Annotated in this window: 17 protein-coding genes; 4 read left to right on the top strand and 13 right to left on the bottom strand. The window is 50.0% G+C overall.

Going from position 1 to position 16,432, the window contains the following annotated elements:
* Nucleotides 1-54: 54 nt before the first annotated feature.
* A complete protein-coding gene (locus JOD55_RS05960; protein ID WP_204399138.1) occupies nt 55-378 on the top strand; it encodes a helix-turn-helix domain-containing protein in 324 nt (107 codons plus the stop codon).
* Between the two features lie 75 nt (nt 379-453).
* On the opposite strand, the gene JOD55_RS05955 is transcribed toward JOD55_RS05960, so the two are convergent.
* From JOD55_RS05955 to glgA, 5 genes are all read right to left on the bottom strand, one after another.
* Nucleotides 454-1,299, bottom strand: coding sequence for a TrmH family RNA methyltransferase (locus tag JOD55_RS05955; RefSeq protein WP_204399137.1), 846 nt, complete (start codon nt 1,297-1,299; stop codon nt 454-456).
* Nucleotides 1,300-1,534: 235 nt separating this feature from the next.
* On the bottom strand, nt 1,535-2,665 hold the full coding sequence (locus JOD55_RS05950; protein ID WP_204399136.1) for an SPFH domain-containing protein: 1,131 nt from the start codon (nt 2,663-2,665) through the stop codon (nt 1,535-1,537).
* 33 nt (nt 2,666-2,698) lie between these two features.
* On the bottom strand, nt 2,699-3,118 hold the full coding sequence (locus JOD55_RS05945; protein WP_204399135.1) for an NfeD family protein: 420 nt from the start codon (nt 3,116-3,118) through the stop codon (nt 2,699-2,701).
* A 137-nt stretch (nt 3,119-3,255) separates the two neighbouring features.
* Entirely contained in the window at nt 3,256-4,035 is a 780-nt protein-coding gene (locus tag JOD55_RS05940; RefSeq protein WP_204399134.1) for an ABC transporter ATP-binding protein, read from the bottom strand.
* A 114-nt stretch (nt 4,036-4,149) separates the two neighbouring features.
* On the bottom strand, nt 4,150-5,379 hold the full coding sequence (glgA, locus tag JOD55_RS05935; RefSeq protein WP_204399133.1) for a glycogen synthase: 1,230 nt from the start codon (nt 5,377-5,379) through the stop codon (nt 4,150-4,152).
* A 186-nt stretch (nt 5,380-5,565) separates the two neighbouring features.
* Here glgA and glgC point away from each other — a divergent pair, with 186 nt between their 5' ends.
* Complete coding sequence (gene glgC / locus JOD55_RS05930) at nt 5,566-6,810, top strand: glucose-1-phosphate adenylyltransferase (RefSeq protein WP_204399132.1); 1,245 nt, start codon at nt 5,566-5,568, stop codon at nt 6,808-6,810.
* Between the two features lie 35 nt (nt 6,811-6,845).
* Entirely contained in the window at nt 6,846-7,772 is a 927-nt protein-coding gene (gene serB, locus JOD55_RS05925) for a phosphoserine phosphatase SerB (protein WP_204399131.1), read from the top strand.
* 57 nt (nt 7,773-7,829) lie between these two features.
* Here serB and JOD55_RS05920 read toward each other — a convergent pair whose 3' ends face one another.
* Nucleotides 7,830-9,443 carry an ATP-binding cassette domain-containing protein gene (locus JOD55_RS05920; protein WP_204399130.1) on the bottom strand — a complete coding sequence of 538 codons (1,614 nt, stop codon included), beginning with the start codon at nt 9,441-9,443 and terminating at the stop codon, nt 7,830-7,832.
* A gap of 125 nt (nt 9,444-9,568) precedes the next feature.
* Between JOD55_RS05920 and ypfJ the strand changes: the two genes are divergently transcribed.
* The gene (gene ypfJ, locus JOD55_RS05915; protein ID WP_204399129.1) at nt 9,569-10,456 is read left to right on the top strand and encodes a KPN_02809 family neutral zinc metallopeptidase; all 888 of its coding nucleotides are present in this window, start codon (nt 9,569-9,571) and stop codon (nt 10,454-10,456) included.
* A gap of 146 nt (nt 10,457-10,602) precedes the next feature.
* Here ypfJ and JOD55_RS05910 read toward each other — a convergent pair whose 3' ends face one another.
* Genes JOD55_RS05910 through sufB form a run of 7 tightly spaced genes read right to left on the bottom strand, consistent with a single transcriptional unit; the run spans nt 10,603 to nt 16,402 of the window.
* Complete coding sequence (locus tag JOD55_RS05910; protein WP_204399128.1) at nt 10,603-10,941, bottom strand: metal-sulfur cluster assembly factor; 339 nt, start codon at nt 10,939-10,941, stop codon at nt 10,603-10,605.
* Between the two features lies 1 nt (nt 10,942).
* Entirely contained in the window at nt 10,943-11,404 is a 462-nt protein-coding gene (sufU, locus tag JOD55_RS05905; protein ID WP_204399127.1) for a Fe-S cluster assembly sulfur transfer protein SufU, read from the bottom strand.
* The gene (locus tag JOD55_RS05900) at nt 11,401-12,696 is read right to left on the bottom strand and encodes a SufS family cysteine desulfurase (protein WP_239538973.1); all 1,296 of its coding nucleotides are present in this window, start codon (nt 12,694-12,696) and stop codon (nt 11,401-11,403) included. The genes sufU and JOD55_RS05900 overlap by 4 nt, the downstream gene beginning before the upstream one ends.
* Nucleotides 12,697-12,716: 20 nt before the next feature.
* The gene (sufC, locus tag JOD55_RS05895) at nt 12,717-13,466 is read right to left on the bottom strand and encodes a Fe-S cluster assembly ATPase SufC (RefSeq protein ID WP_204399126.1); all 750 of its coding nucleotides are present in this window, start codon (nt 13,464-13,466) and stop codon (nt 12,717-12,719) included.
* A 24-nt stretch (nt 13,467-13,490) separates the two neighbouring features.
* Nucleotides 13,491-13,823, bottom strand: coding sequence for a Rieske (2Fe-2S) protein (locus JOD55_RS05890; RefSeq protein WP_204399125.1), 333 nt, complete (start codon nt 13,821-13,823; stop codon nt 13,491-13,493).
* The gene (gene sufD / locus JOD55_RS05885) at nt 13,816-14,961 is read right to left on the bottom strand and encodes a Fe-S cluster assembly protein SufD (RefSeq protein ID WP_204399124.1); all 1,146 of its coding nucleotides are present in this window, start codon (nt 14,959-14,961) and stop codon (nt 13,816-13,818) included. The genes JOD55_RS05890 and sufD overlap by 8 nt, the downstream gene beginning before the upstream one ends.
* Nucleotide 14,962: 1 nt before the next feature.
* Entirely contained in the window at nt 14,963-16,402 is a 1,440-nt protein-coding gene (gene sufB, locus JOD55_RS05880) for a Fe-S cluster assembly protein SufB (protein WP_204399123.1), read from the bottom strand.
* Between the last annotated feature and the right edge of the window lie 30 nt (nt 16,403-16,432).

Below are 16,432 nucleotides of genomic sequence, written 5' to 3'. Positions count from 1 at the left end.
AAGACCGTTTTTACCCGGTTGATAATCCTATGGTTTAAACTGGAAAATTTAAAAATGCAAAATTCATCAGCAGCAGAACGCGTCTTAGCATCGGCACTTGCTAAAACAATTCGAAACCGCCGCACAGCTCTTGGCATGACCCAAGAGCAAGTTGCTGCAGAGGCTGATATTGATAGAAACCACTATCAACTCATGGAATCTGCTCGTTCAAATCGAAAAAACAACTCAGCCTTAAATCCGCGCCTGCACACGCTCATTCGCCTTTCACGAGTACTTGAATGTACCGTATCGGATCTTATTGACGATGCAATTAACGAGTACAATCAAGTAGACGAGTTCTATGGCGCCATCGTGCAGTATAAGATTCCTCCTAAGTAGTCTTGTCCTCAACAATTTCGCAATCTTCTCGAAGCGCTATTACATAAGTTGAGCTTGTTATCGACTACTGTAACTCTAGCTGCGTACTCGCAACTCCCATGCGGCCAGCGCACCTGCCGAAGCCACATTGAGAGAGTCGACGTTCTTTGCCATCGGGATCACAACGCTGTGTTTGCTGCTAGCAATGGTACGAGAGCTCAAGCCATCACCCTCCGTGCCAAGAACTATTGCGATCTTTGAATGAGGGCCACAAACCTCCGGAAGTTGCGCGAAATCAGAAAGCGTTTTCGCGTCCTTACGCAAAGCCAACGACGCCGTAATCCAACCTTTGTCGTGTAGAGCTTCGATTGACTGTGGCCAATTATTTATACGAGTCCACGGAATTTGGAAAACATTGCCCATTGAAACTTTCACAGAACGGCGATATAAAGGGTCTGCACACGACTGGGTAACCAAAATTCCATCAACTCCAAGTGCCGCAGCAGAGCGGAAAATTGCCCCAACATTGGTATGATCAACTAAATTTTCTAAAACAAAAATTCGGGCAGGACCTTGCCCAATATTTGCCAGAAAAGTATTAACATCAAGAAGTTCAGGCCGGTTCATCGAAGCCATTGCTCCACGATGAATACGGTATCCAGTTATTTGCTCTAAATCTTCAATTGAAGTCACGAAAATCGGAACATCAGCTACGCATTCACCAACGCGTTCTAGCATAGCTTGAATATCCTCAAGCCAGCGTGGCGCCGCTAAAATGGCACGCGGACGATGCCCTGCTTGCAAACTGCGTTCGATGACTTTCATTCCTTCAGCTAAATAAAGCCCCCGCTCAGTTTCGAGCTTTTTACGCAGCGCAACGTCAGTAAGTCTAACGAAATCGTCAAGACGCGAATCGTTCAAATCGTTCAATTCAATAATCACGTGTACAGAATGCCACGATTGCGGCGAAAAAATAAATTCGACACTTACTCCCCCTCCTTCGCCTCAGCCCACATCTCACTCGCCTCAGCCCCCTCCCTCGCCTTTGCTCAAACCCAAAACCTCATTCACTGCACAGCACCCAGCAAAACCGCAATAAGCAGTGGAGGGTGCGAACTCTTCGCACCCTCCACCAATTAGCCCCTATAAAGAGCCGTTCACTCTCTAAAATCGCATATCAGAGCTTATCTTGCTCGGGATCTGTAGCTTCACCCATCTGTGGTAGATCCGTCTCCGAAGCATGATCTAGCTTCTTACCAGGCAGCGTTGAGTCTTCTACCTCGCTACTTGCCTTTGAAACTTCACCACGAGCAGAAGCAAGTGCCTCATCCACATCCTCAAGATTCGTTGCAGCAAGCGCATCGGAAATATTAGCTTGACCATCAAAATCAACCGCTACTGATTCTTCAGATTCTGCTCCGGCTCCCGAAAAACCTTTAGTTACTGCATCTAGAGCTGCGGTAAGTTCAGTAGGAACAATCCACAGCTTCGAAGAAGCGGAATTTGCAATCAACGGCAGAGTCTTAATGTACTCGTAGGAAAGGAGTTTAGGATCAGCATTTCCACGATGTACTGCGTCAAAGACCTGCAAAATTGCTCGCGATTCGCCTTGCGCTTTCAAAATCGTAGACTGTGCTTGACCCTCAGCTCGAAGAATCGCCGACTGCTTCTCACCCTCAGCAGTGAGAATAGCCGATTGCTTCACACCCTCTGCAGTCAAAATAGCTGCACGGCGATCACGTTCTGCCTTCATCTGCTGCTCCATCGCAGACTGAACCGTGGCTGGTGGATCAATGGCTTTCAATTCAACTCGGGATACGCGGATTCCCCAACGACCAGTTGCTTCATCCAATACGCCACGGAGCTGACCGTTGATCTGATCGCGGCCGGTCAGCGCCTGTTCCATATCCATTGCACCGATAATATTTCGCAAAGTGGTTACTGCGAGCTGCTCAATTGCCGACATCGGATCCGCAATTTCATACGTGGCAGCTTCCGGTTGCGTCACTTGATAATAGATGACGGTATCGATATTGACCACGATATTATCCGAGGTAATCACCGGTTGCGGTGGGAAAGGAACAACCTGTTCACGCATATCAATGCGCTGTCGAACCGAATCGATAAATGGAACTAGGAAGTGCAAGCCCGGAGTTAGCGTCTTATGATACTTACCCAAGCGTTCAACAATCACCGTGTAGCCTTGATGAACTTGCAAAACTGAACGGATCAGCGCAACAACAATCAACAGGACAAACACGACCAGTACAACTGTGAGGACTGTGCCTCCTATAGCTGCAGCGTTCATGCGAACCTCTTTTCTTTTTATGAGTGCTGTAGGTTATTTTGGCGCAACAATTACAGTCACACCTTGGATTTCTTTCACGACGACGTCGATACCGGGGCCGATCTCCCCCGCTTCAGTTGCTGCACTCCACACGTCGCCACCGATTTTCACTCGTCCGGAAGAGTGGTTAACTGCAGTAAGAGTTACTGCATCTTTTCCAGCTAGCGCATACACATTCGAACTTCCTTTAGAGGAATCATTAACGTGATTACGAGCCCAAGGACGGATAAACACCAGCAGCAGAACGGAAACGACTGAGAATACGACGATCTGCACTACAAGCGAACTTGTTGCTAATGCCGTCAGCATCGCAGCAAGAGCGCCGCCAGCCAGCATCAAAAAAGTGAAATCCACAGTGAGCGTTTCGAGAATCAGCAAAACGATTGCGATAATCGCCCAAATTCCCCAAGTCATCTGAACACCTGCTTCAATTAAGGTTTTTTCTATTCTGGTTGTTATTTTACCTGAGGAAATCTCACAAGGCATTCATACTACAGTCTGATTTTTTGCCATAGATTCTGAATGAAAGAGACTTTGTGTTGGCTAAAAACTCACGAAAGCACAGTGAAACGCCCATTTTTCTGCTCAACTGTAACATTGACGTCGAAAATCTCGCTAATATTCGCAGAAGTCACCACATCGTCAATGGCACCAGCGGCAAAAACTTTTCCTGATTTTAGTAAAAGTGCATGCGTAAACCCGCGCGGAATCTCTTCCACGTGATGGGTTACCAGGACGATCACAGGAGCTGCCATCTCACCAGACAAATCCGAAAGCGAATTCAGTAGTTTTTCCCGTCCGCCCAAATCGAGTCCTGAGGCGGGTTCATCCAGCACTAGTATTTCCGGATTCGGCATCAGCGCACGCGCAATACCAACACGCTTCTTCTCTCCAGAAGAAAGTGTTCCAAACTTGCGCTCGCTCAAATTCTCGACTCCAAGCGCACCAAGAACGCTACGTGCGCGAGCGTCGTCTTCAGCTTCGTAAGACTCATTCCACGTGGCAGTCATACCGTAAGCGGCGGTGCGTACCACATCAAGAACTCGCTGCGAAGCTGGGATCTTTGCATCCAAAGCAGATGAAAGTAGACCAACTAACGGGCGAAGTTCAGAAAGATCAACCTTTCCAAGCTCTTCCCCAATAATCGAAACCTTGCCTTCTGTGGGATGCATTCGACCCGAGATAAGCTGAATCAAAGTAGTTTTCCCAGCGCCGTTTGCACCGAGCACTACCCAACGCTCAGTCTCATTAATAGACCACTGCACGTGATCCAAGATCGTATTCCCACCACGACGCACACTCGCATCGACGACTTCTAGTACATCACCCATAGCTTAAGCCTAATCTAAAATCAATGCGGGGATTAAGTCCTACACGCACTCTTTTGGCGCTCATCTGTAAAACCGTGCACTTCGATTATGTACAGCTACTACTGGTTTTCGATTTCACACTGCACTGTGATCAAGTATGTGCTGGTAGAAGTCCATAGTCTTGTGCGCAATCGACTCCCAGGAGAAATGTTCTTCAACCCGGCGTCGTCCAGCCTTGCCCATCTGTGCTGCCCGCTGCGGATCGGCACACATATCAGTAAGGGCCTGGGCGAGATCAGCTTCAAATTTCTCAGGTTCAATGGGCGTACCGGTGCCGTCGTCGAGCTGTTCGATGGGAACCAAAGTTCCGGTCACGCCGTCGTCAATACAGTCTGGAATACCACCCGTATTTGTGCCGACGACGGGCAAACCTACCGCCATAGCCTCCAAGTTCACGATTCCAAGCGGCTCGTAAACCGAGGGAGTAACAAAAACCGTTGCACACGCTTCGAGCTGAACAATTTTACTGTGTGGCAGATGATCTTCAATCCACACCACACCATCGCGCTCTGCTTGGAGTTTTTCCACAAGTTCTTTAGTTTCAGCGGCAATTTCTGGGGTGTCCGGTGCGCCGGCACACAGAATAACCTGCACTTCTTTCGGCACACGACGAAGTGCTCGCAAGAGACCAGGAACTCCCTTTTGGCGTGTAATACGGCCTACGAAAATAATCGTGGGAACGTCAGGATCAAGACCGTAAGACGCAAAGTACGTCCGAGCTTTGTCCCACTCCTCATCAGTGCTCGGAGCACGCCACGAATCAAGATCAATTCCATTGTGGATTACGTGCACTTTGTTAGGATCAATCGCAGGATAGCAGCGCAGGATATCGTCTTTCATCGCCCTCGACACGGCAACAATACCCGCAGCATTTTCGTACGCTGTTTTCTCCACCCAAGACGAAAGCTCATAGCCACCACCGAGCTGCTCTCGTTTCCAAGGACGTAACGGCTCCAAGGAATGTGCAGAAATGACATGCGGTTTTCCATGCAGCATAGACCCTATATGACCTGCCATATTGGCATACCAGGTATGGGAATGGAGAATATCCGCTTCTCCAAGATTTGCCGCCATCTGCAGATCAACACCGAGTGTTCGTAGAGCAGCATTCGCATCTTTTAACTGCTCAGGGTAGTCGTATCCCTTAACTGTTATTCCGTCGAATTCCTCGGCGCGGTCACCATCGAAAGTATGCACATGCACCTGAGCGTGTGCTTTCAACACCTTTGCCAGCTCCGTGACATGAACACCTGCCCCTCCATATACAAAAGGTGGAAATTCACGAGTGAGGAGGTGCACCTGCATTATTCATTCCTTTCAGACCTCACTTGAACCGGCATCGCGGTCAAGAAACACATCTGTTTTACATTGTAGGTGCATTTTGCGCAGTTTTGCGTAAACAACGTAAACATTTACGTAAGCAACGTAAACAGCAGGAAAACATCTTCGGAAAAACCTCCATATTCGAGCGATTCACGATAAAGTTAGATTATGAGATCAAAACCACGTGTACTTGCAATAGTCCTGGCAGGCGGTGAGGGCAAGCGGTTAATGCCGCTCACCCAAGACCGAGCAAAGCCTGCTGTTCCTTTTGGCGGAATTTATAGATTAATCGATTTTTCACTGTCGAACATCGTTAACTCTGGTTATCTAAAAGTCGTGGTACTTACCCAGTACAAATCCCACTCCCTCGACCGTCACATCTCGCAGACGTGGCGAATGTCCACGCTTCTTGATAACTATGTAGCTCCGGTACCTGCTCAGCAGCGAGTCGGAAAGAACTGGTTCCTCGGGTCTGCCGATGCCGTGTATCAGTCCCTCAATATTCTCGACGACGAACGACCCGATATCGTGCTGATCACTGGCGCAGATAACATCTACCGGATGGACTTCTCGCAGATGGTCGAACAGCACATTGACTCGGGAGTGGGACTCACCATCGCTGGAATCAGGCAGCCCAAGGATCTTGCTTCATCCTTCGGCGTTATCGACACTGATCCTGCCAACCAGCAAAAAGTTCGTGAGTTTTTGGAAAAGCCAGCCGAGTGTGAGGGGCTACCGGATTCGCCGAACGAAATACTCGCCTCGATGGGAAACTACGTATTTTCCACCGAAGCCCTGGTCGAAGCCCTCTACGAGGATGCCGCAGACGAATCTTCGGCACATGACATGGGTGGAAGCATCGTTCCAAAGTTCGTTTCTAAAAACGACTGTGGCGTCTATGATTTCACATTTAATGAGATCCCTGGTTCGACTGAACGCGATCGCACATACTGGCGCGACGTCGGTACCATTGACGCATTCTACGAAGCGAATATGGATCTGATCTCCGTCTACCCTATTTTCAACCTGTACAACGATAAATGGCCGCTACTCACTGGCTACACGGGACTTCCCCCAGCCAAGTTCGTCTATGGTCATCACGAGCGTCTTGGTCACGCTCTGGATTCGGTCATTTCTCCAGGAGTTATCGTCTCTGGTGGCGAAGTCATCGGCTCAGTTCTTTCACCGCATGTGCGCGTGAACTCGTGGTCCTCGGTGCGCGATTCAGTTATTTTCGACGGCGTGAATATCGGCCGAAATGCGACTGTTGTGCGCGCTATTATCGACAAATACGCCAAAATTGAAGAGGGCGCACAAGTGGGAATTGATCATGAGCACGACCTGGCACGCGGTCTGCACGTCTCAGAAAGCGGAATCGTGGTAGTGCCAAAGGGCAAAATCGTGACCAAATGATGAACATTTAATCTTCCTTAACTATTCTTGACAATATGGAAGACTACGAAGCTCGCGAGGGAGAAACACCGTTTCGTTTCTCCCTCGCGTCTTATTTGCCAATATCTGATGAGCTGATCGACGACGTGTGCGCGCAGCTCAGTGCCTTAGACCCACGCCTTGCGTATCGCCACGTTTTCATTCCCGATTACGACGTCGTCACATTCAGTGGCGTTATGCGGCAATCGTATTCTTCACCCGATTTAGAAAAAATCAAGATACGGCTCCAAGAACTGAGTACGAGCATCGACGCCGATTGCGCATTTTTAATGGGTGAACTCGCGCTAACCGGACCACGGCTCATCGTCAGCGACGTAGACTCAACTTTTATCCAACAAGAAGTGATCGAACTTATCGCTGATTATGCAGGCACGACAGTGCAAGTAGCACGCATTACCGCCGCGGCGATGCGTGGTGAACTAGATTTTGCCGATTCCTTAGCTCGCCGCGTATCCACACTAGCTGGCCTTCCCAGCAGTATCTTGGACGACGTCGTCGCGAATATCAGTCTTAGCCCCGGAGCACAGCGCCTGGTAGATATCGCACACCGATATGGTGCAAAGATTGGGCTAGTGTCTGGCGGCTTCGTCGAAGTCCTTAAGCCACTTGCCCAAAAATGCAATATTGATATGTACGCAGCTAACCGGTTTGAAATACGAAACGGAACCCTAACGGGACGCACGTTGGGCGCCGTCGTCGATGCTGAAACAAAACTAAAAATGACGCAGCTATGGCAGCGCCAACTGAACATCCGCACTGATCGCATCGTCTGCGTGGGCGACGGTGCAAACGACTTAAAAATGATCAATTATGCAGCACACGGCTTCGCATATCGAGCCAAGCCTATTCTGGCCGCGGCTGCGGATTCCACTATCAATCACCCTCGCCTCGATATCCTTGCGAGTATGTTTGGTTGGGAATAATGCAAGCAGTCTTGAGTGATTGCCTCTCTTACCAAGCCACTTCCAGCAACTTGCAATTTAGGCAATAGAAATCAGCTCGAGATAATCATCGGACCACAAGTCCTCATCGCCATCAGGAAGCAGCAAAACACGATCAGGATTCAATGCCTCAACAGCTCCTTCATCGTGAGTCACAAGAATAACAGCGCCCTCATATTGGCTGAGCGCTTTGAGTATCTCTTCTCGCGAAGCAGGATCTAAGTTGTTCGTAGGCTCATCGAGAAGTAGCACATTTGCGGCAGAAACCACCAGCATCGCCAAAGCAAGTCGGGTCTTTTCCCCACCAGAAAGCACTCGAGCCGGCTTATCAGCGTCCTCACCGGAGAACAAGAAACTGCCTAAAATATTGCGCAATCCAGTGTTATCAAGTTCAGGAGCAACCACCATTAAATTCTCGACCACAGAAAGCTCATCATTGATCGTCTCATGCTGTTGCGCATAGTAGCCAAGCTTTAGGCCGTGACCAGCAATAACTTCGCCCGTATCAGAATCTTCCACACCGGCAAGAATGCGAAGTAGCGTAGTTTTACCAGCGCCGTTATAGCCCAAAATTACTACTCGTGATCCGCGATCAATGGCCAGATCAAGCCCGGTAAAAATCTCCAAAGACCCATAGGATTTTGACAGATCATGGGCTTCAAGAGGAGTCTTTCCACACGGCGCAGGCTTAGGAAAGCGCAAATGAGCGACTTTCTCTTGCTGACGTTCGCTCTCGACGCTTGCAAGCAGCTCCTTAGCTCGTTTCTCCATGTTCTGAGCAGCAACTGCTTTCGTCGCCTTGTATCGCATTTTATCGGCTTGCGCCAAAAGCGTTGCGGCTTTCTTTTCCGCATTTTGCCGTTCACGACGACGCCGTTTTTCATCGCTTTCCCGCTGCTTAAGGTAGGCATCCCAGCCCATTGCGTAGGTGTCGATCGTCGCCCGATTAGCATCCAAATACCACACCCGGTTGACCGTATGTTTCAAAAGCTCAACTGAGTGCGAAATGATGATGCAGCCGCCGCTGTAAGCGCAAATCCAATCCCGGAGCCAAATGATCGAATCGTGATCGAGATGGTTTGTTGGCTCATCTAAAAGCAATGTTTGGGCATCGGAAAACAACACTCGAGCGAGTTCGACTCGTCGTCGTTGACCTCCAGAAAGAGTCTCTAGCGGTTGTTCAAGCACTCGTTCAGGTAGACCTAGCGCTGCGGTGATTTTCGCGGCCTCCGAATGAGCAGACCAGCCACCGGCATTGGTGAATGCCGCATCTAAACGCACATAACGCTCCATCGCTTTTTGTTGACGAGCACCAGTGAAAGTGGACATCTCATGCTCGGCTTTGCGAATCTGCCGAAGAGTTTGCTCAATGCCACGCACTGAAAGTACTCGATCACGAGCAATTTGTTGAGGATCTCCCGTACGCGGGTCCTGTGGCAGGTAACCGATCGTACCGCGGCGTGCGATCGTACCAGTGTGTTCAACGATTTCCGACGTCGTTCCCTCACCTGCTAAAAGACGTAACAGAGTGGTCTTTCCGGCACCGTTTCTTCCCACTAATCCAACACAGTGCCCCTTATCAACGTGCAAGCTGGTATTTTTGAGAAGCTCTCGACTTCCTATGCGCATGTTGAGATCTTGAAAAGTAATCACGCACTAATCCTAAACGCTCCATTGCACGAACAAATATTCCCAGGGCGAAAAGAAAGCGATATCGCACCAAGAAACTCTATTACTCTCGGTATGATCGAAGTACCTCTCGCAAGAAAGTAGACGTTATGAGCTTTAACGACGATATTACAATCGATACATCCGGTGTAAATCGTGGACGACGCGGCGCCGCAATTGGCGGCGGAGTGGGCGGTTTAGGCCTACTTGGCGTCCTGCTGATGTATTTATTCACCGGGCAAGTTCCTGACTTAGGGGCTTTTACCTCATCTGAGCAACAAAGTAACCCTGGTTCGGCGCAGTCTATCGCACGAGAGTGCAAAACCGGTGCCGATGCCAACACTAAAGATGAATGTCGCATGGCAGCAGGTAAGAATTCACTCGACGAGTTTTGGAATACTCAGTTGAGCAAAGAAACAAAGGTTCAATACCACCCTGCTGTTCTTACACTTTATCGCGGCTCAGTTGGAACAGCTTGCGGTACTGGAAGCTCACAAACTGGCCCATTCTATTGCCCGTCCGATGGCAGCGTCTATATCGATACAACATTCTTTAACCAGCTCAAACAGTATGGCGCAGAGAATACTTCCCTTGCACAGCTCTATATTCTTGCCCATGAGTGGGGTCATCACATTCAAAATCATCTTGGCATTCTCAATAAAATTGACCACCAGTCGAGCGGGATGTCCTCATCGATGGTCAGATCAGAATTGCAAGCCGACTGTTTAGCAGGCGTGTGGATTAACAATGCCTCTCGCACGATTGATCCCGATACAGGCATTCCATTCCTCAAGCAGCCGACGCAGCAGCAACTTCGGTCTGCTCTCGATGCAGCTTCTGCGGTAGGCGATGATCGAATTATGGAAAACGCCGGAATGCGTGCAAACCCAGACCGCTTTTCGCACGGATCTTCACAAAAGCGTATGGAATGGCTGACCCGTGGTATCCAAGGCGGAACTATTGCTTCGTGTGATACCTGGTCTGTACGCCAACCATAAGCACACCTGGTATAAAGCTCGAGCCTGCAAGTACTCAATCTAGACACGCAGACACTAAACCGATTTGGGGAGCACTTCAACTTAGTTGAAGTGCTCCCCAAACTTGACAACCATATAGCTCGCTAAAAGTCGTGAAAAGAACAGAATTAGACGTTGAATCCTAGCGCACGCAACTGGTCGCGACCGTCGTCGGTAATTCGATCTGGCCCCCACGGCGGAAGCCAAACCCAATTGATCCGAAAGTCATCAACCAAACCAGACACAGCCATCGTGGCCTGCTCTTCGATCATATCGGTCAGCGGGCAGGCAGCTGAGGTGAGCGTCATATCTGCAATCGCAGTATTGCCATCAAGCGTAATCCCATACAGCAGACCCAAATCCACAATATTAATACCCAGTTCAGGATCGATCACATCACGCAAAGCCTCCTCAATATCAGCAATGGTGATCGGATTCGGTGCTCCAGATTCGGTATTTTCAGCCATTTTAATTCTCCTTATTTTCTAGAGCGTTGTCTGTCGCTTCACGCCAAGCCATCCACCCAAGCAAAGCACATTTAATGCGAGCCGGGAACTTCGATACACCTTGAAAAGCAGAGGCATCTTCAAGCAAATCCGCAGTATCATCAGATATTTCGGCGCCACGCCCGTCCATCATATTTCGAAACTCGCGAAAAAGCTCATCAGCTTCAGCGAGGCTCTTGCCTTCGAGCATCTGCGTCATGATCGAGATCGAAGCCTGCGAAATAGAGCAGCCGTGTCCATCCCACGCAATATGGGAGATGCGCGAACCGTCCTCGGATAGCTCCACCTGCATCGTGACTTGATCACCGCAGGTAGGATTCACCTGAAAGGACTCCCCGTCCGGGTTGTCCAATGCACCTTCACCGTAGCGTTCACGCGAAGCATCCAAAATAATCGCTTGATACAACTGTTCTAAATCACTCATGCCTGTTCCACTTCCAAACCAAAAAACGCCCTCACAGTCTTTAGCGTCTCGATAAAAGCGTCAATATCTGCACGTGTATTGTACGGTGCAACCGATACCCTACTTGATGCCCACACGCCAAAGTGCTGGTGAATTGGCTGGGCACAGTGGTGCCCAACTCGCACGGCGATTCCCTTTTCGTCAAGAATCTGCCCGACGTCGTGCGGATGCACCCCTTCAACCTCGAATGCTACAACGCCTAGCCTCTCCTCAGCTTGAGCAGGTCCCAAAATACGCACATGCTCAATTTCTGCCATATTTTCGAGCAAGTATCGAGTTAAACCCGCTTCATATTCTTCGACGGCCTGCATACCCACAGCCGATAGATATTCCACCGCCGCACCAAGCCCGGCAATCTGTGCTACTGCCTGCGTTCCAGCTTCAAAACGAGCTGGAGGCTTCGCGTACGTTGTTTTTTCCATCGTAACGATCTCGACCATCGAACCGCCGAATAAGAAAGGAGGAAGCTCTTTGAGCAACTGTGCCTTTCCATACAAGACGCCGATTCCAGTAGGCGCCATCATTTTATGTCCGGAAAAGACGGCGAAATCGACATCCAGTTCAGAGAAATCCACCGGTATATGCGGCACAGACTGGCAAGCATCCAAGACGACGAGCGCCCCCATCGCATGTGCGCGTTCCACAAGCTGCGCTACCGGTGCTATCGCACCAGTGACATTCGAAGCATGGGCGAAAGCGACAACTCGGGTATTGTCATCGATAACATCAGCTGTGGCCAAATCCAAGCGACCGTCGTCGTCGAGATCAAGCCAGCGCAGCTGCGCGCCAGTGCGTATACACAGCTCTTGCCACGGAATGAGATTGGCATGATGCTCAGCACGAGTGACTACAATATTGTGGTGTGGCTCGATAGCAAAACGTTCAAAGGACTTTTTGCTACCTCTACCCCGGGTCACATTATCGAAAGCATATGCTAAGAGATTGAGCGATTCCGTGGAGTTTTTCGTCCACACAATTTCTTCCGGACGTACTCCCACAAACTGAGCCACTGCCGAGCGCGCATCTTCCACAATCTCGGTTGCTTGCGCTGCTAGCTCGTGTGATCCTCGATTAACTGCGCCATTAGCCTGCAATTCCACATGAACTTCAGCATCCACCACGACCTGAGGCTTTTGAGAAGTTGCTCCAGAATCCAGGTACACCAAACTCTGCCCATTGCGCATCTTGCGATCAAGAATGGGGAAATCTTCTCGCGCAAGCAAAGGCGTATTCATGGATTCTGGAGCAGTCATCAGTCTCTCGAGTTTCTCATTCAGTTTTCGTAAGAAGCGTAGCCTTCAGCTTCAAGTTTGTCTGCCAGCTCTGGACCGCCAGATTCAGCAACCTTGCCGTCAACAAATACGTGTACGAACTCTGGCTTGATATAGCGCAAGATTCGCGTGTAGTGCGTGATAAGCAAAATGCCGTTGCCGTTGGCAGCATGTGCGCGATTAACACCCTCGGAGACCAAACGCAGTGCGTCAACGTCCAAGCCGGAATCAGTTTCGTCGAGCACTGCAAACTTTGGCTTGAGTACTTCGAGCTGCATAATTTCAAGGCGTTTCTTTTCGCCACCGGAGAAGCCGAGGTTCACATCGCGCTGCGCAAAATCAGGATCAATTTTCAAATCCGACATTACGTTCTTCAAGGTCTTCACCCATTCGCGCAGCTTAGGAGCTTCACCGTCGATTGCCGTCTTGGCAGAACGAAGAAAATTCGTCACAGATACGCCTGCAACCTCGACTGGGTACTGCATCGCCAAGAACAGTCCCTTACGGGCGCGTTCATCAGCAGACAGTGGAACCATATCTTCACCGTCAAGCAAGATCTCACCCTCAGTAATCGTGTACTTCGGATGTCCAGCAATTGCGTAGGCAAGAGTGGACTTACCCGAACCATTTGGCCCCATGATCGCATGAATCTCGCCGTCGTTGATCTTAAGATTAACGCCGCGCAGGATTGGTTTGTCTCCTTCAGGTGTTTCGACCGAAACGTGGAGGTTCTTGATTTCTAGATTGGTCACGTTATTTCTTTTCTCTTCGTGGGATCAGTTAGATGCTATAGATACGTAGACGGCATCGCCTGCTAGGCGTACCGGGAAGGTCTGTATCGGAATGGAAGCAGGTGGGTTGAGCGGATTTCCCGTCTCTAAATCGAAAGCGGAACCGTGGCGCGTGCACTCGATACAGTTGCCATCGACGTCGCCCTCCGACAGTTTAAAACGTCCGTGTGAACAACGATCAATAACAGCAAACCAGCGGTCATTTTCGGTATGGACGACGGCGATATTCACCGTTTCGCCATCAGCTTTCGTAACAGTGAAAGGCGCCACGTCACCGGGAGCGACGGCGGCAGTCTCACATACGAGGTGCTCAGTCATTCTCGCGTCCCATCGTGAGTGAGAGCTCATCCTCGATAGCGTTCATAAGCTTGTTTTGCACAGACTCCACACCAATCTTATTGATCAGTTCTGCGAAGAATCCGCGCACAACCAAGCGCCGCGCTTCGTCTTCTGGAATACCGCGAGATTTCAGGTAGAACAACTGTTCGTCGTCAAAACGTCCAGTAGCTGAAGCGTGTCCAGCACCCTCAATTTCTCCTGTTTCGATCTCGAGATTAGGCACTGAATCTGCCCGAGCACCGTCGGTGAGCACAAGGTTGCGGTTGAGCTCATAGGTATCCGTTCCCTCAGCTTCTGGACGAATAAGCACATCTCCAACCCAAACTGAATGTGCTCCATCGCCTTGCAAAGCGCCTTTATACGTCACGTTGGAACGGCAGTTTGGCTGATTGTGGTCAACAAAAAGTCGGTGCTCAAGATGCTGCTTTTCATCCACAAAATATGCCCCGAGCAAATCTACACTTCCACCAGGAGCTGCGTATTCAACTGCTGTGGTTACTCGAACGATATCGCCACCGAGCGTAACAACGATATGGCGAAGCGTGCCATCACGATCAATACGGATGCGGTTAGACAGAGCGTGGGCGGCGTCGTCATCCCAATCTTGGATCGAGACGAGCGTCAGATGCGCACCAGCGCCAACTGATACTTCCACGCCTTCTGTGAGACGAGCGGAACCCACGTGATTGATCACCACAGTTCCCTCTGAAAAACGCTCAGCGTTAATGAGCAGATGTGCTCCTGACACCTGATCGCAATTCTCCCCCGAAACGGTGAGCACTGATTCGCCTGCATATTGCCGATCCGCTTCTAACGTCACGACATGTGCCAGCTCGAATGCGTTCCAAGCTAAGGCGCCTGTGCGATCTTCTGGAGCTTGCACTTTGCCCAGGCGAGCATCAGTTCGATCGACCTGTTCGTAGCTTGCCTCGCCAGTGAACTGCACTGATGGCGCAGTACCAGATACTGATGGAGCGAAAAAATCTTCGATTCTTTCAATCGGCGTAAAACGCCATTCTTCCTCATTACCTTGCGGAACAGTGAAGTCTTCGACCTCATACGACAGCGGCCGATCTGCGCGCGAGGAAATTTGAGTGCGTGTTGATTCCTGTGCCATATCAGCCAACAGATCCTTCCATTTGAAGTTCGATGAGACGATTAAGTTCTAGGGCGTATTCCATCGGAAGCTCGCGCGCGATTGGTTCAACGAAGCCACGCACGATCATCGCCATTGCCTCGGTCTCCTCTAGTCCACGGCTCATGAGGTAGAAAAGCTGATCCTCCGAAACTTTCGAGACCGTAGCTTCGTGACCCATTTCGACGTCGTCCACTCGCACATCCACATAAGGATACGTATCTGAACGCGAAATTTGATCTACCAAAAGAGCGTCACACAAGACGTTCGACTTCGAATGAACTGCGTTTTCGTTCACTTGAACGAGGCCACGGTAAGACGAACGCCCGCCTCCGCGCGCCACAGATTTCGACACGATCGACGACGACGTATTGGGAGCCATGTGCACCATCTTCGATCCGGTGTCTTGATGTTGCCCGGCGCCGGCGAATGCGATCGACAGCGTCTCGCCCTTGGCGTGCTCACCCATGAGATATACTGCCGGGTATTTCATGGTCACTTTCGAACCGATATTGCCATCGATCCATTCCATCGTGCCGCCTTCTTCCACAATTGCTCGTTTGGTCACGAGGTTGTAGACGTTGTTCGACCAGTTCTGGATCGTGGTGTAGCGAACGCGCGCACCTTTTTTGACGAAAATTTCGACCACAGCCGAGTGGAGCGAGTCCGATTTGTAAATAGGCGCTGTACATCCTTCTACGTAATGCACGTATGAATCTTCATCAGCAATGATGAGTGTGCGCTCGAACTGTCCCATATTCTCAGTGTTGATGCGGAAATAAGCCTGCAATGGGATCTCCACATGCACGCCTTTTGGCACGTAAACAAACGAACCGCCAGACCACACCGCTGAGTTCAACGAAGCAAATTTATTATCACCAAGTGGGATTGCCTTGCCGAAAAACTCTTGGAAGACTTCCGGATGTTCCCGCAAGCCTGAATCGGTATCGAGGAAGATAACGCCCTGAGATTCGAGATCTTCGCGGATCTGGTGATAAACCACTTCAGACTCGTATTGAGCTGCCACACCAGCCACCAAACGGGCTTTTTCAGCTTCAGGAATACCGAGGCGATCGTAGGTGACCTTGATGTCCTCAGGAAGATCTTCCCATGAAGTAGCCACGTTTTCGGTAGATTTCACATAGTACTTGATGGAATCAAAATCGATCTCCGAAAGGTCTGGTCCCCACGTAGGCATTGGGCGGCGACCAAATAATTTAAGCGCTTTCAAACGCTTTTCTAGCATCCACTCCGGCTCGTTTTTACGAGTCGAGATGTCTCGAACGACTTCTTCGTTCAGACCGCGACGCGCTTTTTCTCCTGCATCATCAGAATCATGCCAACCATAGGCATAATTTCCAATCGAGGCGATTGTCTCTTCTTGGGTTAAAGTTTCCTTTGCGCCCAATTCGGATTGAGTCATCGATTTCCTTCCAAACCTCACGTATATGAG

Origin of the sequence: Arcanobacterium pluranimalium (assembly GCF_016907845.1) — a bacterium.
GTDB lineage: Bacteria > Actinomycetota > Actinomycetes > Actinomycetales > Actinomycetaceae > Arcanobacterium_A > Arcanobacterium_A pluranimalium.
This window is presented reverse-complemented; position numbering and strand designations above follow the sequence as displayed.